21 protein-coding genes and 1 tRNA gene are annotated in these 20,064 nt (G+C 68.4%); 11 read left to right on the plus strand and 11 right to left on the minus strand.

Annotated elements, in window-relative coordinates; all coding sequences use genetic code 11:
* Positions 1-158: 158 nt before the first annotated feature.
* The 3 genes from AOQ53_RS15605 to AOQ53_RS15615 all read right to left on the minus strand — a co-directional run bounded on the left by AOQ53_RS15605 (position 159) and on the right by AOQ53_RS15615 (position 2,317).
* Positions 159-353, minus strand: coding sequence for a hypothetical protein (locus AOQ53_RS15605; RefSeq protein WP_059417791.1), 195 nt, complete (start codon positions 351-353; stop codon positions 159-161).
* 507 nt (positions 354-860) lie between these two features.
* Entirely contained in the window at positions 861-1,526 is a 666-nt protein-coding gene (locus AOQ53_RS15610) for a YdcF family protein (RefSeq protein WP_059417793.1), read from the minus strand.
* Positions 1,523-2,317, minus strand: a complete 795-nt coding sequence (locus AOQ53_RS15615; protein ID WP_059417797.1) for a GntR family transcriptional regulator — start codon at positions 2,315-2,317, stop codon at positions 1,523-1,525. Before AOQ53_RS15615 ends, AOQ53_RS15610 begins: the two co-directional genes overlap by 4 nt.
* A gap of 163 nt (positions 2,318-2,480) precedes the next feature.
* Between AOQ53_RS15615 and AOQ53_RS15620 the strand changes: the two genes are divergently transcribed.
* The 11 genes from AOQ53_RS15620 to AOQ53_RS15665 all read left to right on the plus strand — a co-directional run bounded on the left by AOQ53_RS15620 (position 2,481) and on the right by AOQ53_RS15665 (position 8,910).
* On the plus strand, positions 2,481-2,810 hold the full coding sequence (locus AOQ53_RS15620) for an SCO3933 family regulatory protein (protein WP_059417799.1): 330 nt from the start codon (positions 2,481-2,483) through the stop codon (positions 2,808-2,810).
* A 2-nt stretch (positions 2,811-2,812) separates the two neighbouring features.
* Entirely contained in the window at positions 2,813-4,153 is a 1,341-nt protein-coding gene (locus AOQ53_RS15625) for an FtsK/SpoIIIE domain-containing protein (protein ID WP_059417802.1), read from the plus strand.
* 123 nt (positions 4,154-4,276) lie between these two features.
* The gene (locus AOQ53_RS15630) at positions 4,277-4,954 is read left to right on the plus strand and encodes a DUF2637 domain-containing protein (RefSeq protein ID WP_059417804.1); all 678 of its coding nucleotides are present in this window, start codon (positions 4,277-4,279) and stop codon (positions 4,952-4,954) included.
* 19 nt (positions 4,955-4,973) lie between these two features.
* The gene (locus AOQ53_RS15635; RefSeq protein ID WP_059417807.1) at positions 4,974-5,162 is read left to right on the plus strand and encodes a mobile element transfer protein; all 189 of its coding nucleotides are present in this window, start codon (positions 4,974-4,976) and stop codon (positions 5,160-5,162) included.
* A gap of 12 nt (positions 5,163-5,174) precedes the next feature.
* Complete coding sequence (locus AOQ53_RS42860) at positions 5,175-5,330, plus strand: hypothetical protein (protein WP_086083352.1); 156 nt, start codon at positions 5,175-5,177, stop codon at positions 5,328-5,330.
* 14 nt (positions 5,331-5,344) lie between these two features.
* Complete coding sequence (locus AOQ53_RS15640; protein WP_059417809.1) at positions 5,345-5,656, plus strand: hypothetical protein; 312 nt, start codon at positions 5,345-5,347, stop codon at positions 5,654-5,656.
* Positions 5,657-5,749: 93 nt separating this feature from the next.
* Entirely contained in the window at positions 5,750-5,929 is a 180-nt protein-coding gene (locus AOQ53_RS15645; protein WP_059417833.1) for a hypothetical protein, read from the plus strand.
* Positions 5,930-5,937: 8 nt separating this feature from the next.
* Complete coding sequence (locus tag AOQ53_RS15650; protein ID WP_148640329.1) at positions 5,938-6,180, plus strand: hypothetical protein; 243 nt, start codon at positions 5,938-5,940, stop codon at positions 6,178-6,180.
* A complete protein-coding gene (gene repSA / locus AOQ53_RS15655) occupies positions 6,177-7,568 on the plus strand; it encodes a replication initiator protein RepSA (RefSeq protein WP_059417813.1) in 1,392 nt (463 codons plus the stop codon). The genes AOQ53_RS15650 and repSA overlap by 4 nt, the downstream gene beginning before the upstream one ends.
* A complete protein-coding gene (locus tag AOQ53_RS15660; protein ID WP_059417816.1) occupies positions 7,565-7,753 on the plus strand; it encodes a helix-turn-helix domain-containing protein in 189 nt (62 codons plus the stop codon). Before repSA ends, AOQ53_RS15660 begins: the two co-directional genes overlap by 4 nt.
* Positions 7,753-8,910, plus strand: coding sequence for a tyrosine-type recombinase/integrase (locus AOQ53_RS15665; protein ID WP_059417817.1), 1,158 nt, complete (start codon positions 7,753-7,755; stop codon positions 8,908-8,910). Before AOQ53_RS15660 ends, AOQ53_RS15665 begins: the two co-directional genes overlap by 1 nt.
* A 55-nt stretch (positions 8,911-8,965) precedes the next feature.
* Here AOQ53_RS15665 and AOQ53_RS15670 read toward each other — a convergent pair.
* The 8 genes from AOQ53_RS15670 to dnaN form a co-directional block, all read right to left on the minus strand.
* A tRNA-Ile gene (locus tag AOQ53_RS15670) sits at positions 8,966-9,042 on the minus strand.
* A gap of 122 nt (positions 9,043-9,164) precedes the next feature.
* Complete coding sequence (locus AOQ53_RS15675; protein WP_059417820.1) at positions 9,165-9,989, minus strand: DUF3566 domain-containing protein; 825 nt, start codon at positions 9,987-9,989, stop codon at positions 9,165-9,167.
* Between the two features lie 18 nt (positions 9,990-10,007).
* Positions 10,008-12,602, minus strand: a complete 2,595-nt coding sequence (gyrA, locus tag AOQ53_RS15680) for a DNA gyrase subunit A (RefSeq protein WP_059417822.1) — start codon at positions 12,600-12,602, stop codon at positions 10,008-10,010.
* Between the two features lie 42 nt (positions 12,603-12,644).
* Positions 12,645-14,693, minus strand: a complete 2,049-nt coding sequence (gyrB, locus tag AOQ53_RS15685; RefSeq protein WP_099054608.1) for a DNA topoisomerase (ATP-hydrolyzing) subunit B — start codon at positions 14,691-14,693, stop codon at positions 12,645-12,647.
* 477 nt (positions 14,694-15,170) lie between these two features.
* On the minus strand, positions 15,171-15,761 hold the full coding sequence (locus tag AOQ53_RS15690; protein ID WP_059417827.1) for a DUF721 domain-containing protein: 591 nt from the start codon (positions 15,759-15,761) through the stop codon (positions 15,171-15,173).
* Positions 15,758-16,879, minus strand: coding sequence for a DNA replication/repair protein RecF (gene recF, locus AOQ53_RS15695; protein ID WP_059417829.1), 1,122 nt, complete (start codon positions 16,877-16,879; stop codon positions 15,758-15,760). Before recF ends, AOQ53_RS15690 begins: the two co-directional genes overlap by 4 nt.
* Before the next feature lie 37 nt (positions 16,880-16,916).
* A complete protein-coding gene (gene gnd, locus AOQ53_RS15700) occupies positions 16,917-17,792 on the minus strand; it encodes a phosphogluconate dehydrogenase (NAD(+)-dependent, decarboxylating) (RefSeq protein ID WP_059417831.1) in 876 nt (291 codons plus the stop codon).
* 165 nt (positions 17,793-17,957) lie between these two features.
* On the minus strand, positions 17,958-19,088 hold the full coding sequence (gene dnaN, locus AOQ53_RS15705; protein WP_020273092.1) for a DNA polymerase III subunit beta: 1,131 nt from the start codon (positions 19,086-19,088) through the stop codon (positions 17,958-17,960).
* Between the last annotated feature and the right edge of the window lie 976 nt (positions 19,089-20,064).

Here is a 20,064-nt window from a genome sequence, read left to right on the forward strand (position 1 = left end):
TCAGGTCGATCACGGGGCGCCAGCAATCTTGGGGGATCCGCTCCGTGCCTGGGCTTCTCGTCCGCTGGGATCCGCCGTCGATCGCCGCTGTCCGTACTTGTTGGTGTCAGGCATTGATGTCAGACCAGCGGGGCGCTCTTGACAAGCCCAGTGACGTGCTAGCGGGTAATGACCATGACGACGTAGAACATGCCTGCGGCAGCGGCCAGGCAGAGAACGATGGCCGCGATTGCGGCAACGCCCATCAGCCCTGTCACGCCCAGGATCGCAGTCCATCCCATTCGAGCCATCCGCTCGGTCTGCTCGGCTGCCCTGTCGTAGTCGCTGTCGTCGCACCAGTCTCGCTCAGTCATGACACCCCCGCTCCGAGAATAGATGGCGCGGTCGACACCCTTCCCACAGCCCACCACTCACCCCAGCTACCATCCCGTCTGCCGTCGACCCACACACCGTGGAGCGGGCGTGGCTCCTGGCGTCCAGGTGGAGCGCGCCACTGTACGAACGACCTGGACGCCAGGAGCCGCGTCTGCTCGGCTCTGCCTGGGTCGATGGCAGACGGGATGGGAGCTCCCCGCGCACGCCACTACTCCGGCCGGCACTCGCGGACGGCGCCCCCGCCATCTCGGAGCCTGAGCGCCCCCGCCGGAGGCATGTCTTTGAGCGTTGCCGCGCTCCCGCGGTTCTCGACTCATGGTCACCGGCCTGAACCACATGTGGGCGCGCGTCGGCGCAGCCCGGGCGGAGCGGGCCGAAGGCAGGAGCGGCGCCCGGAGCGGAGCCGGGAAGCGCGCCCGGCGGAGCGGAGCGCAGCCGGGGCTTGATGAGGTAGAGAAACCTGTAACAGCTCCGCTGTCGCCTGGTCAGGCTGAAGGTGCACCGGTGGTCAGGAGTCGGCTCGTGAATCCGGCTTGGCACAGGCGCTCGTACGCGGCGATCACGTCGGCAGGTAGGGGCTGGCTGATCATGAAGCCCTGCTCCGGGTAGACCATCAACCGCTGGAGCGCACCGACCAACATGTCGATCACCAAGCGGGCATCACCGATGGAGTCGACGTACTCGTCCAGCGTCATCGGACTGGAGGCGCTGACAACCTCGACTCCGGGCCAGAGCTTCCGCGCGGTGGCGTAAGCCCGCCGCTCCTCGTACGGCTTGCTGATCAGGAGCACCGAGGACACCTCCACCCCGGCCTCCTCCAACAACTCTCGCGAGAAGCGGATGTTCTCGCCCGTGTTGCGGGCACGAGGCTCGACCAGAACGTCACTGCTGGGGACCCCGAGTTCCACTGCCCGCTCCCGGTAGTGGACGGCCTCGCCGCGGGGCATGCGTTCCCGTGTCGTGGGGCTCGTGGCACCGGTGAAGAGGAGCAGAGGGGCCATGCCGCGCTTGTACAGGTCCACTGCCGTGTCAGCAACGCCCAGGTCGTGGCTGCCGAGCCCGATGGCCACCGAGCACGGCCGGGGTGAGTGACCCATCTGGTGGTAGTCCCACACGCGTCGGGCGTCTGCCCAATCCTGTGTCGAGATCACTGCTGCCCCTCCCTGTCCTTCGCCGAGTCGGGCACCTTGAAGTCGTACTCCCATGCGAAGCGCGACGCCGCGTGCACCCCGATGGCGAATTCCACGACGGTGCCCTCGGCCGTGTACGTCGTTCGGTGCAGCTCGACGACCGGTTCGCCCGGCGGTAGCTGCAACTGCTTGACCTCGTCCGGTGTCGCAGCACGGGCAAACAGTCGCTCCTTCATGTGATCGATCTCGTAACCCGCGTCGTACAGCACACGAAATCCGCCGCCCCGGCCGGCGGGACCCGGAGTGGGGTCCACCAGGCGTGTTCCCTCAACGTGCTCGGGACGGTAGTAGCTGGTCAGCGTGTGCGTCGGTTGGTCGCCTTCCTTGACCAGTCGCGCGCGGGCGTAGACCTCGGCACCTTCCGGCAGCCCATGTGCGGCTGCTACCTCCGGTGACGCCACGACGCGAGTAACCGTCTGGGTCTGCTCGTTCCGGCGGTACCCCCGTCCGGATGCCACACGGTCCGCAATGAAGGCGACCTCGTCGCCGTCTCGCCACTTCGCCTTGTCGTACCTGGCGATGCCGAGACGCTTCAGAGGCACTCGCTCCCGCACGACGGTTCCGTGACCGCGAGAAGACGTCACCAGGCCCTCGGCCTCAAGAGCCTTGTAGGCCTGATGAACGGTGGACTTGGAGCCCTCACCGGCTGCAACTAGCTCCCTGATCTGCGGGAGCTGCTGGCCTGGTGCGTACTCACCGGTCTTGATCTGTTCAGCCAGCTTGTCAGCCAGCTCCCGCCACTTGGGCGCCATTGAGTGTCCCCTTCCTAACGGAATCAACTTTCGCATAGTCCCAGGACTATTGACAATCCCAGGACTGCATGTCACAGTCTCCTCAAGCCGCTCACAGTCCTAGGACTGTGGCGACGGAGCGTCTTTTGGGCTGCTCCAACGCAATCGACTCAAGGAGAGCTTCATGCCGTCGTTCAAGATCGACACTTCGACCGCTGTGGTGTTCGTGGCGACCGCGCCGGAACCGAAGATGGTCAACAAGAAAACCGGTGAGCGGGCCGTGGACCGGGAGACCAACGCGAGCCTCTCGACCGTAGGTCTGCTGGTCTCGGACGAGGGGGAGGGGAACCTCTACCAGGTGACCGTGCCGGAGACCGGCCTCCCGGAGGGCCTCCAGCCGGGCATGCCGGTCAAGGTCATCGGCCTGAAGGCCCGTGACTGGGAGAACGAGTTCAACGGCCAGAAGCGGCACGGCATCTCGTTCCGCGCGGTCGCGATCACCCCGGTGGCCTGACCATGAGCGACCTGACGATGTGGTTGGAGGCCACAGGGGCCTTAGCGGGTGCCGGTGGTCTTGGCTATGCGAAGGTGCGAGCCCCGCGCGTGTACTGGTCGCTGGTCGGGATGCCGGTCACCTGGGGCCGCTTCGTCCTCTCGTACCGGTCGACGATGGATGTGTGTGGGCTGACGGTGCACCCGTCGGGTCTGCGGGCGTTCATGACCCGCAACGTGGCCCGCCGTGAGGTTCAGCCGGTCCCGCCGAAGATCCGCCGGATACGCGGTACCTCGACAGGGCTGCGGGTGACACTGCGACTTCCCGCCGGCCTGGAGCCCGCTGACGTGATGGCCTCCTCGGAGCGGCTCCGGCACGCCTGGGGTGTCCACTCGGTGACCGTGGTCGAGACCAAGCCCGGTTTCGTGGAACTGCGGATGACCGGCTATGACGTGCTGCGCCGGGTGCGGATGCCGCGCAAGGCCCGCCCGCATGGCATGGCCGTTCCGGTCGCGGTGCGCGAGGACGGGACCGCCTTCGAGCGGGACTACCGCAAAGCTCCGATGGCACTCACCCTGGGCGCGAACCACTCGGGCAAGTCGATGTATCAGCGCAACCTGATCAAGGGGCTGGCGCAACTGCCGGTGGCCCTGGTCGGTATCGACTGCAAGCGCGGTGTGGAACAGGCCGCGTTCGCGCCCCGGCTGTCGGCGCTGGTCACCACTCCCGATGATGCGGCCTCGCTGCTCGGTGTGCTGGTCGCGGAGATGGAGGGCCGCTTCGACCTGCTGAGCCGTCACGGTGTCTCGGACCTGTGGGAGCTGCCTGCCGAGGTGCGGCCGGTGCCGGTGGTCGTCCTGGTCGACGAGGTGGCGGAACTGTTCCTGATCTCCTCCAAGAAGGATGAGGAGCGCCGGGAACGGATCGTCACCGCGTTGATCCGACTCGCGCAGATGGCCCGGGCCATCGGTATCCATCTGGAGATCTGCGGGCAGCGCTTTGGCTCCGACCTGGGCAAGGGCGCCACCATGCTCCGTGCTCAGCTCACCGGCCGTGTGGTGCACCGCGTCAACGACAAGCAGACCGCCGAGATGGGTTTGGCGGACGTGGCCCCGGACGCCGTACCGGCCGCAAGCCTGATCCCCATGAACCGCCCCGGGACCGCGGTCGCCGCAGACCCCTCCGGTGGCTGGTCGAAGATCCGCACCCCGGAAACCTCACGGGACGAAGTGGTAGCCGTCTGCCGGGAGTTCGCCCACCTTATCCCGGACCTGCCGTTCCTCGAACCCTTCCGCCCCCGCGTGCCCGCCGAGGTACCTGCGGCCGGTCCGTCGATGGTCAAGCCCCGCCCGCTCACCGAGTAACACCCCGCACCGCCACAGTCGGCGCGACCGCGTCGCGCCACCCTACCCCCGCCATGCCGCTGGGCGGCCGGACATCGCTCCCTACCCGCCCCGGCCCGACTCCCTGAAGGGAGGTGCCCTTTCATGTCCCGCTCGATCCGACCGGACGCCGTTCTCGTCCAGGCCGTCATTGCCGGTGCGCTGTCCTTCGCCCACCTGCACGACCTGGCCCAAGCCGCCGGACAGACCGGCTGGAAAGCCTGGGCCTATCCGGTCTCGGTGGACCTGCTCCTGGTTGCCGCCTGGCACCGGCTGCGAACAGCCCGCCGCGACCGCTCCGCCTGGACCTGGTTCGTCATCGCCCTGGCTGCCTCGCTAGGCGCGAACATCGCCACCGCGGGCCTGCTCGACCTGACCCACGTACCCGCCTGGCTGCGCATCCTCGTTGCTGGCTGGCCCGCGCTGGCCTTCCTCGGCGGAACCCTCCTGGTCCACACCCCCACCGAACCGGCCGACTCGGCACAGCCTGTGGACGATGATCCAGCCGCGCCGGAAGTCGAGATGCACCGCACCGACGAACCCGCTTCCGACCCGGAGCCCGCGGCGACCGTGCCCGAGCTGACTCCCACTCCGGCCTCGCCGGAGCCCGCCCCGACCGCTGCACCGGTCGTCCCGGCCGCACTGCTCGACCACGCTCGCAAGATCGCCGATGCCCACCAGGCCTCGACCGGCACGCCGATGCCCGCCGACGCCTTGTCGGCCCGGCTCGGCCTGCCCGCACCGATGGCCGACGCCATCGCCGCCCAGCTCCAGCTCGCCTGACCCGAAGGGAGAACCACCCGTGCCTGCCTACCGCCGCTTCCGTGACGTGGTCCGTATCGGACCCGTGCAGGTCGCCACCGCCTACGACGGTCGGGGCCGCGACAAGCACACCGCCGCCTGCACCGCCCCCGGCTGCGGCTTCGCCGCCGACTACGACACCCGCGCCGGCGCCGAACTCGCCGCCCGCACCCACCGCTGCAAGGCCTGACAGGAGACCGCCGTGGACGTACCGCTCTGGCTCGCCCTGCTCGTCGTGGGATGGCTCGGCGTCAAGCTCGCCCGCCCGCCGTGGTGGCTGGTCGCCGTGCTCCTGGTTGGCGGCTACCTCGTCGCCGGAAGCTTCCTCGCTCCCGCCCTCGGAACCGTCCTCAAGTAGAAGGGAACCGCCTCGTGTTCACGCCGAAGTACCCGCCCCAGGACACCGCACCCCCGGTCAACGCCACGGGTGCCCCGACGGTCGCCCGCCACCCGGCGCCCGTCCAGCCGACCCCGCCCCCGGTCGCGCCCGTCTCGAACCGGCCGACGGTCCAGCTCACCCCGGGCAGCGCGCTTGCCCTTGCCGCTGGCGGTGGCGCGGTGGTCCTCGTCGTCGGCGCGGTCCTGGTCTCCATGCTCCTCGCGGTCGCCATCACCGGCGTCTCCGTCGCCGTGGTCGCGGTCGTCTTGCGCCTGCTCGTCAAGGACCTGAACAACCATCGCTGAACGGCCCCCGGAGCGGCCTCGGTCGCCAAACTTCCGCCGCTCCGGGCGCCTTCCCACCTTCCACACCCAACGGACATGAAAGGCAAGCCCATGATGCCCCAGCACGCCCCCGCCGCGCGGATCTGCCGCGACTGCGACGGCTTCGCCGCCGTCGTCATCACCACCGGCAGCCGCCACGCCGACGGCACCCGCGTCACCCTCACCGTCAGTTGCCCGGCCTGCCACGGCACCGGCAACGCGCCTGCCGCCCGCTTCGCCCACGTCGGGAGGTGACCGCCGCCATGAGGACCATCACCACCTCAGCTCACCTGGAGCCGGACACCACCGCCCGCGTGAGCGTGTTCGCTCCCACGCCCGAGGACGAAGGCTTCGTCAGCCTCCGTGTCGGGGGAGAGTTCATCGACCTTGCGCTGATCGCCCGTCCGGACACCGCCGACGCCCTGCGCGCCCTGGCCCGCGCCGCTGAGGAAGCCGCCTCGGCCCTCGACCGGATCGCCGACACCACCCCGGACGGTGCCGTGTGACCGACACCGCCACCATGGCGGGCCTGGACCCGGCCACCCTCGCCGACGTGCTGAGGGTGGCCGGGTCTCCCGGCTTCGACCGCATCCAAGAACAGATCCGCCGCACCGGCGGCTGCTCCGACCCCATCCACCTGCAAGGCACCACCGTCACTCGCGACAAGGCCACCGGGCATGTCCTGCACTCGTACTCTACGGACACCGAGCCCGGCGGACGGCTCCGCGTCGCCTGCGGCAACCGCCGTGCCTCCCGCTGCCCGGCCTGCGCCTGGACCTACGCCGGAGACACCTACCACCTCATCCGCGCCGGACTCGTCGGCGACCCCGCCAAAGGCACCCCGCACACCGTCCGCGACCACCCGCGGGTCTTTGCCACCCTCACCGCGCCCTCGTTCGGCCCGGTCCACAACCGCCCCGGAAACCGGCCCTGCCGCTGCGGCACCCGCCACGACGAGGACGCACCCGAACTCGGCATCCCCCTCGACCCCGCCACCTACGACTACGCGGGCGCGGTGCTCTGGAACAACCACGCATCCGACCTGTGGCGGTACTTCACGATCTATCTGCGCCGCGAGATCGCCAAGCGAGCCGGACTGACCCAGAAGGCCGCCAAGGAACAGTCCCGCGTCTCCTTCGGCAAGGTCGCCGAGTACCAGAAGCGCGGAGCTGTCCACTTCCATGCCGTGATCCGCTTCGACGGCGCCGACGGACCAGACGACCCGCCACCTGCCTGGGCCACCCTCGACCTGCTCACCGACTCCATCCGTGCCGCCGCCGCCCGCGTCACGGTCGACGTGCCCGCCGCAGGGGACCAGCCCGCCCGCACGCTGCACTGGGGCACGCAGCTCGACGTGCAGCCGATCGGCGCCTTCGGCCACGGCGAAGAGATCACCGAACAGGCAGTCGCCTCCTACGTCGCCAAGTACACCACCAAGGCAGCCGAGACCACCGGCACCGTGGACCGCCGCATCGGCAACAAGGAAGCCCTGGTCCTGCTCGGCGTGCCCGACCACCCCGCCCGGCTCATTGAGGCCTGCCTCGACCTGCACGCGCTCTACCCGGACCGCAAGCTCCGGGACTGGGCTCACATGCTCGGCTTCCGCGGCCACTTCTCCACCAAGTCCCGCCGCTACTCCACCACCCTCGGCGCCCTCCGCCAGACCCGCGCCGACTACCGCGCCGCCCAGCAACGCGAAGCCCTCGGCCTCCCGGACCCCGATGACGAAGAAGCGACCACGCTCACCCTCGCCCACTGGGCCTACGCCGGACACGGCCACACCCCCGGCGAGTCCTGGCTCGCCACCAACATCCGCCGAGACATCCAACACAACCGCGACATCGCACGCGAGGAACTACCCGCTCTGCTCGACCTGGAAGGAGCTGCACCATGACCACCGCCGCCCCCGAGCTGCTCACCGTGTCCGAAGTCATGGCACGGCTCAAGGTGGGCCGAACCAAGGTCTACGACCTGATCCGTACGCACCGCCTCGTGTCCATCAAAGTCGATGGGTGCCGGCGCATCCCGGCTCACGCGCTCGGCGACTTCATCGCGAGCCAGATCGGGGAGGCTGCCTGATGGCGAAGCGTCGGCCCAACGGCGGCGGCACGATCACCAAGCGCTCTGATGGCCGCTATCAGGGTGCCGCGTACGTGACGGACACCGACGGCAACCGGGTCCGCAAGTACGTCTACGGCCGGACCTGGGACGAAGCCAACGAGAAGCTCGGCAAGCTCCAGGACCAGGAGCGCAACGGCATCCCGGTGCCTTCTCGGTCCTGGACGCTCGGCGAGTGGCTGGCCTACTGGTTGGAACACATCGTCAAGCCGGAACGCGAACACAACACGTACGTGAAGTACGAGTCCAAGGTGCGGCTGTACCTGCTGCCTCACCTCGGTAAGAAGCCACTGGTCAAGCTCACCCCGGCACAGATCCGCGTCTTCATGGCGGCCCTGACTCGGGAGAAGGTCGGCGCCTCGGCCCGCTTCGAGGTCCTCCGCGTCCTCCGCAACGCCCTTAACCGGGCCATGCGTGAGGAGCTGGTCACGCGCAACGTCGCGCTCCTGGTCGACATGCCCAAGGTCATCAAGGACAGGGGCACGGCATGGAACGCCAGGGAAGCCATCGCGTTCCTGCGGTCGGTCCGCGCCCACCGGCTCTACGCGGCCTGCGTCCTCGTCCTGGTCCTCGGGCTCCGTCGCAGTGAGGTGCTCGGCCTGCGCTGGCAGGACATCGACTTCGAGGCCGGCCGTTTCACCCCGGTCAAGCAGGTCCAGCGGGTCAAGGGCGTCGGCCTGGTCCTCAAGGACCTCAAGACGGAGTCCTCACAGGCCGTGCTCCCGCTTCCCGAGTTCTGCGCCCGCGTCCTGGAGGAGCGGCGCGAGCTGCAAGCCCTGGAACGCAAGATCGCCGGTGAGCACTGGTCCCAGGAGCCGGATCAGGACCTGATCTTCTCCTCGGAGCACGGCGGCATGATCGACCCGGTGGGCTTCTCCCGCACCTTCGATCGGCTCGTCAAACGTGCCGGTGTCCGCCGGATCACTGTCCGCCTCGCCCGGCACACCTGCGGGACCCTGCTCGCTTTCCTGAAGGTGCACCCCAAGGTCGCTCAGGCGATCCTCCGACACAGCCAGATCAGCATGACCATGGACGTCTACACGCACGTCGTCGGCGACAGTGAGCGCGAAGCGGTCGGCATGCTCGCCGAGCTTCTGGAAGATCCACTCATCGGCTGATGTCAGCCGTAGATGTCAAGAACCCCCAGCCGTTGAGACTGGGGGTTCTTTTCGCTGGTGGGGCTAACAGGATTTGAACCTGTGGCCTCATCCTTATCAGGGATGCGCTCTAACCAACTGAGCTATAGCCCCGCCGCGCTCTGCGGTGTGTGTCCCGCGCGCTGACTCCTGAAGATTAGCGCACGACATGGGCAGTCCCAAAATCGGTTGTCGGGACACCGGCATCCGCCGCCGGCGAGGGGTCTACGAGGGATCTACTCGTCCTCGGCGAGCGTCAGCTCCACGCCGCCCACGAAGCCCGCGGACAGGTTGTAGATGAACGCGCCGAGCGTCGCGAGGGCCGTCGCCAGGAAGACGTCGATGACCGCGATGACCGACGTGAACATGAGGACGTTGGGCAGCGACAGGAAGGCCTGGAGGTCGAAACCGTTCGACTCGTTCGAGCCGGTCGCCTCGGAGATCGTGCCGCCGACCGAGGAGAAGACGCCCATCGCGTCCATCACCATCCACAGCACGGCGGACGCCACGATCGTGCAGATGCCCAGGGCGATGGAGAGCAGGAAGCTGACCTTCATCACCGACCACGGGTCGGCCTTGGCCACGCGAAGGCGGGCCTTGCGGACGCGCGGCGTGGTGCGGGCGCCTGTGCGGGGACGCCGCGCGGTACCGGCGGCAGCACCGGCTCCGGCGCCGTCCGCGGCGGGCTGCGCCGGGTAGGCCTGCGGCGGGTGGTACGGCCCGGCCTGCTGCTGCGTCTGCCGTTCCCCCGGCAGGGGGGAGGCCGTCTGCGGAGCGGCGCCCTTCTCCTGCGCGGCCGGCTCGGGCTGCGGCTGGGCGCCGGATGCGGACGGGCCCGCTCCAGCGGTGTGCTGCTGGGTCTGCGGACCTCTGGTGTCCGTCACAGTTCCCCCCTGTGATCCTTGCGTGTCAGGCGAGGACGCGTCCTTGGTCGGGGACTTGATCGCCTTCAGGTTGGTCGTGTGCGGGTCCGCCGCACGCGCGGCGGAGCCACGGCCGCCGTCGTCCGTGTCCGTACCCTTCGAGGTACCCCTCGGTCCGGCGCCCGTGGCTCCGCTCACGCTGACTCACTCCTCGTGCTACTCGGCCGAGGGCGCCTCACCCTCGTCCGTGCCGGTGGTCGCAGCACCTTCGGCGGTCTCGTCGACGACCACGTCGCCGTCGACCTCCTCCGCCTCGCGTCCCGCCTCGGCGTTGCGTGCGATGCCCACAACGGCATCGCGCTTGCCCAGATTGATCAGTTGGACGCCCATGGTGTCACGGCCGGTTTCCCTGATCTCGTTGACTCGCGTACGAATCACACCGCCGCCCAGCGTGATGGCGAGGATCTCGTCGGTCTCCTCGACCACCAGAGCGCCGACGAGAGATCCACGGTCTTCCACGATCTTGGCGGCCTTGATGCCGAGGCCGCCGCGACCCTGGACGCGGTACTCGTCGACGTTGGTCCGCTTCGCGTACCCGCCGTCGGTGGCAGTGAACACGAACGTACCGGGTCGAACAACATTCATCGAGAGCAGCTCGTCGCCCTCGCGGAAGCTCATGCCCTTGACACCCGAGGTGGCACGGCCCATGGGACGCAGCGTTTCGTCCGAGGCGGTGAACCTGATCGACTGCGCCTTCTTGCTGATCAGAAGTAGATCGTCGTCGGCCGAGACCAGTTCGGCTCCGATCAGTTCGTCGTCCGAACCGTCCTCTCCCGCGCGGAGGTTGATCGCGATCACACCGCCGGAACGGGGCGAATCGTAATCCTTCAGAGGCGTCTTCTTCACAAGTCCGGCCTTGGTGGCGAGGACGAGGTACGGAACCGCCTCGTAGTCGCGGATCGCCAGGATCTCGGCGATCGCCTCGTCGGGCTGGAAGGCGAGCAGGTTCGCGACGTGCTGACCGCGGGCGTCCCGGCCGGCGTCGGGCAGCTCGTAGCCCTTGACGCGGTAGACGCGGCCCTTGTTGGTGAAGAACAGCAGCCAGTGGTGCGTCGTGGACACGAAGAAGTGGTCGACGATGTCGTCTTCCTTGAGCTTCGTGCCGCGCACGCCCTTGCCGCCGCGCTTCTGGGCGCGGTAGTCGTCGGTCTTGGTGCGCTTGATGTAGCCGCCCCGGGTGACCGTGACGACGATGTCCTCCTCGGCGATCAGGTCCTCGATGGACATGTCGCCCTCGTACGGGATCAGCTTGGTCTTGCGGTCGTCGCCGTACTTCTCGACGATCGCGGCCAGTTCCGCGCTGACGATGCCCCGCTGACGGACCGGGGAGGCCAGGATCTCGTTGTACTCGGTGATCTTCGCCTGGAGTTCGTCGTGCTCCTGGACGATCTTCTGGCGCTCCAGGGCGGCCAGCCGGCGCAGCTGCATCTCGAGGATGGCGTTGGCCTGGATCTCGTCGATCTCCAGGAGGCTCATCAGGCCCCCGCGCGCGATCTCGACGGTGTCACTGCGCCGGATCAGCGCGATGACCTCGTCGATGGCGTCCAGGGCCTTCAGCAGACCGCGCAGGATGTGCGCGCGCTCCTCGGCCTTGCGCAGCCTGAAGCGCGTACGGCGGACGATGACCTCGATCTGGTGGGTCACCCAGTGGCGGATGAACGCGTCGAGCGAGAGCGTGCGCGGCACGCCGTCCACCAGCGCCAGCATGTTGGCGCCGAAGTTCGTCTGGAGGTCGGTGTGCTTGTAGAGGTTGTTCAGCACGACCTTGGCGACCGCGTCCCGCTTCAGCACGATGACCAGACGCTGGCCGGTGCGGGAGGACGTCTCGTCGCGGACGTCCGCGATGCCGCCGACCTTGCCGTCCTTGACCAGGTCGGCGATCTTCTGCGCGAGGTTGTCCGGGTTGACCTGGTACGGCAGTTCCGTCACGACCAGGCACTGGCGGTTCTGGATCTCCTCGACCTCGATGACCGCACGCATGGTGATGGAGCCGCGACCCGTGCGGTACGCCTCCTCGATGCCCTTGCGGCCGACGACGAGCGCGCCGGTCGGGAAGTCCGGGCCCTTGATGCGCTCGATGAGCGCGTCCAGGAGCTCCTCGTGCGAGGCCTCGGGGTTCTCCAGGTACCACTGGGCGCCGGCGGCGACCTCGCGCAGGTTGTGCGGCGGGATGTTGGTCGCCATGCCGACCGCGATCCCGGCCGAGCCGTTGATCAGCAGGTTCGGGAAGCGGGCCGGCAGGACGGTCGGCTCCTGGGAGCGGCCGTCGTAGTTGTCCGTGAAGTCGACGGTCTCCTCGTCGATGTCACGGACCATCTCCATCGACAGCGGCGCCATCTTGCACTCGGTGTACCGCATCGCCGCCGCCGGGTCGTTGCCCGGGGAGCCGAAGTTGCCGTTGGAGTCGACGAGCGGCATGCGCATCGACCACGACTGGGCGAGACGCACGAGCGCGTCGTAGATGGAGGAGTCGCCGTGCGGGTGGTAGTTGCCCATGACGTCGCCGACGACGCGGGCGCACTTGTAGAAGCCGCGCTCGGGGCGGTAGCCGCCGTCGTACATGGCGTACAGGACGCGGCGGTGGACGGGCTTGAGGCCGTCACGGACGTCCGGGAGCGCACGCGAGACGATGACGGACATCGCGTAGTCGAGATACGAGCGCTGCATCTCCGTCTCGAGCCCGACGGGCTCGACGCGCATGGCCAGGGCGTCACCCTCGGGCGTCGTCACGGGAGTGTTCTCGTCGGTCATTGCTGGTGAAGATCCTTCCTGGTGCGGTCAGCTGAGACCGACTCAGATGTCGAGGAACCGGACGTCCTTGGCGTTGCGCTGGATGAACGCGCGGCGGGCCTCGACGTCCTCGCCCATGAGGACCGAGAACAGGTCGTCGGCCTGGGCGGCGTCGTCGAGGGTGACCTGGCCGAGGACGCGGTGCTCCTGGTCCATGGTCGTGATGCGCAGCTCCTCGGCGTTCATCTCGCCGAGGCCCTTGAAGCGCTGGACCGAGTCGTCCCGGATGCGCTTGCCGGCCTGGCGGCCCATCTCGATCAGGGCGTCACGCTCGCGGTCGGAGTACGCGTACTCGAAGTCGTCCTTGCCCCACTTGATCTTGTAGAGCGGCGGACGGGAGAGGTACACGTGCCCGGCCTCGACCAGGGGCCGCATGAAGCGGAACAGGAAGGTCAGCAGCAGGGTGTTGATGTGCTGGCCGTCGACGTCGGCGTCCGCCATGAGGATGATCTTGTGGTAGCGGAGCTTCTCGATGTCGAAGTCCTCGTGCACACCCGTGCCGAACGCGGAGATCATCGCCTGGATCTCCTGGTTCTGGAGGATCCGGTCGATGCGCGCCTTCTCGACGTTGAGGATCTTGCCGCGGATCGGGAGGATCGCCTGGTACTGCGGGTTCCGGCCGGACTTGGCCGAGCCACCGGCGGAGTCACCCTCGACGATGAAGATCTCGCACTTGGTCGGGTCGTTCGACTGGCAGTCGGAGAGCTTGCCCGGCAGGGACGCGGTCTCCAGCAGGCCCTTACGACGGGTCAGGTCGCGGGCCTTGCGGGCCGCCACACGCGCGGTGGCCGCCGCGATGCCCTTGCGGATGATGTCCGCGGCCTCGTTGGGGTTGCGGTCCAGCCAGTCGTTCAGGTGCTCGTAGACGACCCTCTGGACGAAGGTCTTGACCTCGGTGTTGCCCAGCTTGGTCTTCGTCTGGCCTTCGAACTGGGGCTCGCCCAGCTTGACGGAGATGATCGCGGTCAGGCCCTCGCGGATGTCGTCACCGGTGAGGTTGTCATCCTTCTCGCGCAACAGCCTCTTGTCGCGCGCGTACTTGTTGATCAGCGAGGTCAGCGCGGCCCGGAAGCCCTCTTCGTGCGTACCGCCCTCGTGGGTGTGGATGATGTTGGCGAAGGAGTACACGCCCTCCGTGTAGCCGCTGTTCCACTGCATGGCGACCTCGAGGGACAGCTGCCTGTCCTTGTCCTCGGCCTCCAGGTCGATGACGGTGGGGTGAACCGCCTCGCCCTTGCGGGAGTTGAGGTACTTCACGAAGTCGACGATGCCGCCCTCGTAGTGGTACGAGACGTGCTTGACCTCGTGCTTCTCGTCCTCGCCGGCCTCGTCCGCGCCGGCCGTGGCCTTCGCCGACTCGCGCTCGTCGGTGAGGTTGATGCGCAGGCCCTTGTTGAGGAACGCCATCTCCTGGAAGCGCCGCGACAGCGTCTCGAAGGAGTAGTCGGTGGTCTCGAAGATGTCCGGGTCGGCCCAGAAGGTGACCGTCGTACCGGAGTCCTCGACCGCCTCGTGCTTGACGAGCGGGGCCGTCGGGACGCCCATCTTGTAGTCCTGCGTCCAGCGGTAGCCGTCGCGCTTGATGTCGACGCTCACCTTGGTGGACAGGGCGTTCACGACGGAGACACCGACGCCGTGCAGACCACCGGAGACCGCGTAGCCGCCGCCGCCGAACTTGCCGCCCGCGTGCAGCACGGTCAGCACGACCTCGACGGCCGGCTTCTTCTCCACCGGGTGCATGTCCACCGGGATGCCACGGCCGTTGTCGACGACGCGCACGCCGCCGTCGGCGAGGATCGTCACGTCGATCGTGTCCGCGTATCCCGCCAGCGCCTCGTCGACGGAGTTGTCGACGACCTCCTGCACCAGGTGGTGCAGGCCGCGCTCACCGGTCGAACCGATGTACATGCCGGGTCGCTTGCGGACCGCGTCCAGACCCTCGAGGACGGTGATGGCACTTGCGTCGTACGAAGCAGTAGCTGAGGCCTCGGCGACTCCAGCCATGGCCTCGACGGACGGGTTGTTCTCGTTGGGGTTGCCGGAATCGGCCACGAAGCGCCCTTTCTGGCACAGCACGAGCCAGGCTCGTCGGCGGGTTGCCGGAGCGGCTGCGGCATGTTGCGTTGGTAAGCCTTGATCAGCGTTGCTCAGCTTTTCCCGGACGGTCCCCACGATTGGGGCGGGATTGCCTCCAGTCTACCGGTAGCACTGACACTGATGGGGGTTTGCCGGTACCTGAGTCCGCATGTGCCGCCCTCAACCGGTCTTCCCCGACTCCCGATATGCGGATGGGGGCTCCAAGAGGCTCACGGAGGCACTCAGCGCTTCCGGCCGTCAACCCTTGGCTACTTCGGAGTCAGGTCGCGATTCGCAACCGTGTGCGGTGGTGCGAAGAGAGGGGCGCCGGGGCTCCGAGCGGGCCGCCGACACCCACTTTTGTGATGTCAGTCACTTGTTGCCGACTGGTGGGAAACGGGCGCCGATCGGGCCCTCGCAGGGCCTGTGGACAGGCTCCGGGAAGGGCTCCCGTCAGCCGTACGTGTCGCCGGGCCCGGTGCTGCCCGGAGCCCGCAACGGGCCGTAGCGGCGGTTGGGTGCGCCGGGGCCCTGCACCTTGATCATCTTCACCGTGCCGTGGCCCAGATCCTCGTTCAGGCGCGCGACCAGGGTCGGGGCGAGCAGCCGGAGGTTCGTCGCCCAGGCCGTCGAGTCGCAGCGCACGGACAGGACGTGCTCGTCCTCGTCGTACCTCTCCGGCACGCAGTGCTTGGCCACGTCCTCGCCGACGATCTGCGGCCAGCGGCCCGTCACCCCGCCCACCGCGGCCGGGGCCTCCCAGCCGCGCTCGGTGATCAGCCGGTTGATCGCGGAGCCGAGCGCCATGGGGTCGCGGCCGTCGGCGCGCGCGCCGGAGCGCAGTCCGCCGCGGCGCGCCTGCTTCTTCTGCTGCGCCGCGTCCCCACGCGCGCGTGCGGCTTCCTTGGCGGCGCGGAGCGCCACGCGCGCGAGGTCGACGCCGGACGGCTCGGGCGACCGGGGCCCGGGGGCTTTCCCGGGCGGGTTCTCCGGCGTGCTCTCCGCTGTCTTTTCCGGTGTGTTTTCCGGTGTGTTTTCCGTCATACGCGTTCCACCGTCCCCTCGGACACGGCGAACCGCACCCCGGACAGCACATGCGGTACGTCGTCGTCGACCGCGGCCGTCACCAGGACCTGCTCGCCGGGCGCGACCAGCTCGGCGAGGCGCTCACGGCGGCGGGTGTCCAGCTCGGCGAAGACGTCGTCGAGCACCAGCACCGGCTCGTTGCCCTCCGCGCGCAGCAGGTCGTACGAGGCGAGGCGCAGCGCCAGGGCGTAGGACCAGGACTCGCCGTGCGAGGCGTACCCCTTGGCGGGCAGCTGGCCGAGCTTGAGCTGGAGGTCGTCCCGGTGCGGGCCGACCAGGGTGACGCCCCTCTCGATCTCCTGCTTGCGGGCCTCGGCGAGCGCGGCTATCAGCTGCTCGAACAGGTCCTCGCGCGTATGCGCCTCGCCCGGCGCGGACGGCTTGTACTCCAGGGTGATCGGACCGCCGCCGGGGGCGAGCTGCTCGTACGCCTTGTCGGCCAGCGGCTGGACCGCGGCGATCAGGTCCAGGCGCTGGGCGAGCAACTCGGCACCCGCGCGCGCGAGATGCTGGTCCCAGATGTCGAGCGTGGACATATCCACGTTGCGGCCGCCGTGCCGACGGGCGAGCGCGGCCGACTTCAGGAGGGTATTGCGCTGCTTGAGGACCCGCTCGTAGTCGGAGCGGACTCCGGCCATGCGCGGGGAACGAGCGGTGATCAGCTCGTCGAGGAAGCGGCGCCGCTCACCGGGGTCGCCCTTGACCAGGGCAAGATCCTCGGGGGCGAACAGCACAGTCCGTACGATCCCCAGGACGTCACGGGGCTTGACCTGCGAGGATCTGTTGATACGGGCCCGGTTGGCGCGCCCCGGGTTCAGCTCCAGCTCGACCAGCTGCTGCCGCTCGCCCTGCCGCACCTGAGCCCTGATGATCGCGCGCTCGGCTCCCATGCGGACCAGGGGGGCGTCGGAGGAGACGCGGTGGCTGCCGAGCGTGGCGAGATAGCCGACGGCCTCGACGAGGTTGGTCTTGCCCTGCCCGTTCGGGCCGACGAAGGCCGTCACTCCCGGGTCGAGCGGGACCTCGACCCGGGGGTACGAGCGGAAGTCGGCCAGCGACAGATGCGTGACGTGCATGGTCGTTTCGCCGACCTCCCCAACCGTCGGGTGTTGCTTACTTGGCCTCGACCGCGTGGCCGCCGAACTGGTTCCGCAGCGCCGCGATCATCTTCATCTGGGGCGAGTCCTCCTGACGGGAGGCGAACCGCGCGAACAGCGACGCCGTGATCGCCGGCAGCGGTACCGCGTGGTCGATCGCGGCTTCCACAGTCCAGCGTCCCTCACCGGAGTCCTGTGCATAACCCCGGAGCTTGTCCAGGTGCTCGTCCTCGTCGAGCGCGTTGACCGCGAGGTCCAGCAGCCAGGAGCGGATGACCGTGCCCTCCTGCCAGGAGCGGAAGACCTCCCGGACATCGGTCACGGAGTCGACCTTCTCCAGGAGCTCCCAGCCCTCGGCGTAGGCCTGCATCATCGCGTACTCGATGCCGTTGTGGACCATCTTCGCGAAGTGGCCCGCGCCGACCTTGCCGGCGTGCACCGAGCCGAAGTCGCCCTCCGGCTTGAGGGCGTCGAAGACCGGCTGCACCTTGGCCACGTTCTCCGCGTCGCCCCCGTACATCAGCGCGTAGCCGTTCTCCAGGCCCCAGACGCCGCCGGAGACGCCACAGTCGACAAAACCTATGCCCTTGGCCGCCAGCTCCTCGGCGTGCTTCTCGTCGTCGGTCCAGCGGGAGTTGCCGCCGTCCACGACGACATCGCCGGGCTCCAGCAGTTCGGCGAGCTCGTCGATCGTGGACTGCGTGGGCTCGCCCGCCGGGACCATCACCCAGACCACACGCGGGCCGCTGAGCTTGCTCACAAGCTCCGGCAGGCTGTGGACATCGGCGAGGTCCGGGTTGCGGTCGTATCCGTAGACGGTGTGGCCCGCGCGGCGGATCCGCTCGCGCATGTTGCCGCCCATCTTGCCGAGGCCGACGAGACCGAGCTCCATCAGTTGTGTTCCTTAGGTTTGCAGGTGTCCGACGTGGCGTTGCGGCACTTTCGTACCCGCGTCCGAGCCTAAACCCGGACGCTGACGCACATCTGTGGGCATACGCGCTCAGTCGTACGCCCTCACCTGCTGCTTTGCCCTCAGCCTGTGGACAACCGCCGGAGCTCAGCCGCTGAGCCGCACCGGCATGATCAGGTACTTGTAGGCCTCGTCCGCCTCGGCGTCCACCGCCGGCTTGCCGCTGAGCAGCGCGGGCTTCGTGGACGTCGTGAAGGACAGCTGCGCGACCGGGGAGTCGATGGCGCTCAGGCCGTCCAGCAGGAACGTCGGGTTGAAGGCGATCGAGATGTCGTCGCCCTCCAGCTGGGCGTCGACCCTTTCCACAGCCTGTGCGTCGTCGCTGGAACCGGCCTCCAGGATGAGCACGCCCTGCTCGAAGCTCAGCCGCACCGGGGTGTTCCGCTCGGCGACCAGGGCCACACGCTTGACGGCCTCCACGAACGGTGCGGTCTCGATCACGGCGACGCTGTTGAACTCCGTCGGGAACAGCGTGCGGTACTTCGGGAGGTCGCCCTCCAGCAGGCGGGTCGTCGTACGGCGGCCGGCGCCCTCGAAGCCGATCAGGCCCTCACCCGAGCCCGAGCCGGACAGCGCCAGGGTGACCTGGTCGCCGCTCGTCAGGGCCTTGGCGGTGTCCAGCAGCGTCTTGGCGGGCACCAGGGCGACCGCGGAGGCCTCCGGGTTCTCCGGCTTCCACAGGAACTCTCGGACCGCGAAGCGGTAGCGGTCGGTGGACGCCAGCGTGACCGTGTCGCCCTCGATCTCGATGCGCACACCGGTGAGGACGGGCAGCGTGTCGTCACGGCCGGCGGCGATCGCCACCTGGGCGGCCGCGGAGGCGAAGACCTCGCCGGGGACCGTGCCCGTCGCGTTCGGCATCTGCGGCAGCGCCGGGTACTCCTCCACAGGCAGTGTGTGGAGTGTGAACCGGGAGGAGCCGCACACCACCGTCGCCCGTACACCGTCTGTGGAGATCTCCACCGGCCGGTTCGGGAGGGCGCGGCAGATGTCCGCGAGGAGGCGGCCGGAGACGAGCACCGTGCCCTCCTCCTCGACCTCGGCCTCCACGGACACACGCGCGGAGACCTCGTAGTCGAAGCTGGACAGGCTCAGCTGGCCGTCCTCGGCCTTCAGCAGCAGGCCGGCGAGGACAGGCGCCGGCGGACGGGCCGGGAGGCTGCGTGCCGCCCAGGCCACTGCCTCCGCGAGTACGTCGCGTTCCACCCGGATCTTCACTGTTGCCGCCTCCTGCTGTTGCCGGCGCTTCTCGCTCTGCCTGGCCCTCGTCGTCTGTCTCGGTGTCGACGGTCCCTGGGATGGGGAGGACACCGGGGACCAGTCTGACGCACCGCACTGACAGTAGGTGCCTCTCGGGGTCAAGTCGTGACGAGGGGCGGTCGGGCGCCGGAGGGCGAGTTGTGCACAGGACCCGCTTCGAAACGAATTCCCAGCTCTCTCTAGTCGGGAGTAGTAGTAGGGCCTGTGGATACGGTGGATAACCACGTTTGCCCAGCTCAGAGCGGGAATTTTGTCCACTGGGCCTGTGGGTGACGGCGGTGGACAACCAGGGGTCTCTGTGGAGAACGGAAAGTTCTGCACACCCCGTGCACAGGGTGAGGCGAGTTCTCCCCAGTGCTGTCCCCAGGTTTACCCACGTTTCCCACAGCCCAACCCGGCACCTTCGTGTGACGCCTTTCACTCGAGCCGGTGAGGAGGCGCGTCGCGTTGCCGAACAGTGGACAGCGGTGTGGAGAAGCTGGGGATCGCTGGGGACAACCGGCCCCAGCCTGTGGGTTGCCGGTGGACAACTCGATGCACAGCCTGTGGACGCTCTCGCTGTCCACAGGCTGTGGAGATCGTTCGTCCACGAATCCACACCCAGGTGACCTGGTCTGATGGTCCTTCAACAGAGACCTCTGTGGACACAGTCTGGACAACTTCCCAGTCCCCAGGGTGTGGACGGGAGAAAGTCGCCGAATCTGTGGAGAGGGGCCGTAACCCGGCAGGTAATTCGAACAGCTGGCGACCGGGACATGACGAAGGACGGCCGTGACACGACGAAAGGCCGGCCGCCGCATGACGAAGGGCGCCCCCGCAAACCTGCTCCGGGGGCGCCCTCGGCGTCGTAGGGACGGCTCTGTCAGCCGTTCTTGATGCGGTTGGTCAGCTCGGTGACCTGGTTGTAGATCGAGCGGCGCTCGGCCATCAGATT

Origin of the sequence: Streptomyces azureus (assembly GCF_001270025.1) — a bacterium.
Taxonomy (GTDB): domain Bacteria; phylum Actinomycetota; class Actinomycetes; order Streptomycetales; family Streptomycetaceae; genus Streptomyces; species Streptomyces azureus.

Bases quoted from the DNA above. Each gene is read 5' to 3' on its own strand.
- AOQ53_RS15645 (WP_059417833.1), top strand. From the start codon at position 5,750: ATGCCCCAGCACGCCCCCGCCGCGCGGATCTGCCGCGACTGCGACGGC.
- gnd (WP_059417831.1), bottom strand. From the start codon at position 17,792: ATGGAGCTCGGTCTCGTCGGCCTCGGCAAGATGGGCGGCAACATGCGC.
- AOQ53_RS15625 (WP_059417802.1), top strand. From the start codon at position 2,813: ATGAGCGACCTGACGATGTGGTTGGAGGCCACAGGGGCCTTAGCGGGT.
- recF (WP_059417829.1), bottom strand. From the start codon at position 16,879: ATGCACGTCACGCATCTGTCGCTGGCCGACTTCCGCTCGTACCCCCGG.
- AOQ53_RS15605 (WP_059417791.1), bottom strand. From the start codon at position 353: ATGACTGAGCGAGACTGGTGCGACGACAGCGACTACGACAGGGCAGCC.
- AOQ53_RS15690 (WP_059417827.1), bottom strand. From the start codon at position 15,761: ATGACGGAAAACACACCGGAAAACACACCGGAAAAGACAGCGGAGAGC.
- AOQ53_RS15660 (WP_059417816.1), top strand. From the start codon at position 7,565: ATGACCACCGCCGCCCCCGAGCTGCTCACCGTGTCCGAAGTCATGGCA.
- AOQ53_RS15665 (WP_059417817.1), top strand. From the start codon at position 7,753: ATGGCGAAGCGTCGGCCCAACGGCGGCGGCACGATCACCAAGCGCTCT.
- gyrA (WP_059417822.1), bottom strand. From the start codon at position 12,602: ATGACCGACGAGAACACTCCCGTGACGACGCCCGAGGGTGACGCCCTG.
- AOQ53_RS15620 (WP_059417799.1), top strand. From the start codon at position 2,481: ATGCCGTCGTTCAAGATCGACACTTCGACCGCTGTGGTGTTCGTGGCG.
- AOQ53_RS15615 (WP_059417797.1), bottom strand. From the start codon at position 2,317: ATGGCGCCCAAGTGGCGGGAGCTGGCTGACAAGCTGGCTGAACAGATC.
- AOQ53_RS15650 (WP_148640329.1), top strand. From the start codon at position 5,938: ATGAGGACCATCACCACCTCAGCTCACCTGGAGCCGGACACCACCGCC.
- AOQ53_RS15630 (WP_059417804.1), top strand. From the start codon at position 4,277: ATGTCCCGCTCGATCCGACCGGACGCCGTTCTCGTCCAGGCCGTCATT.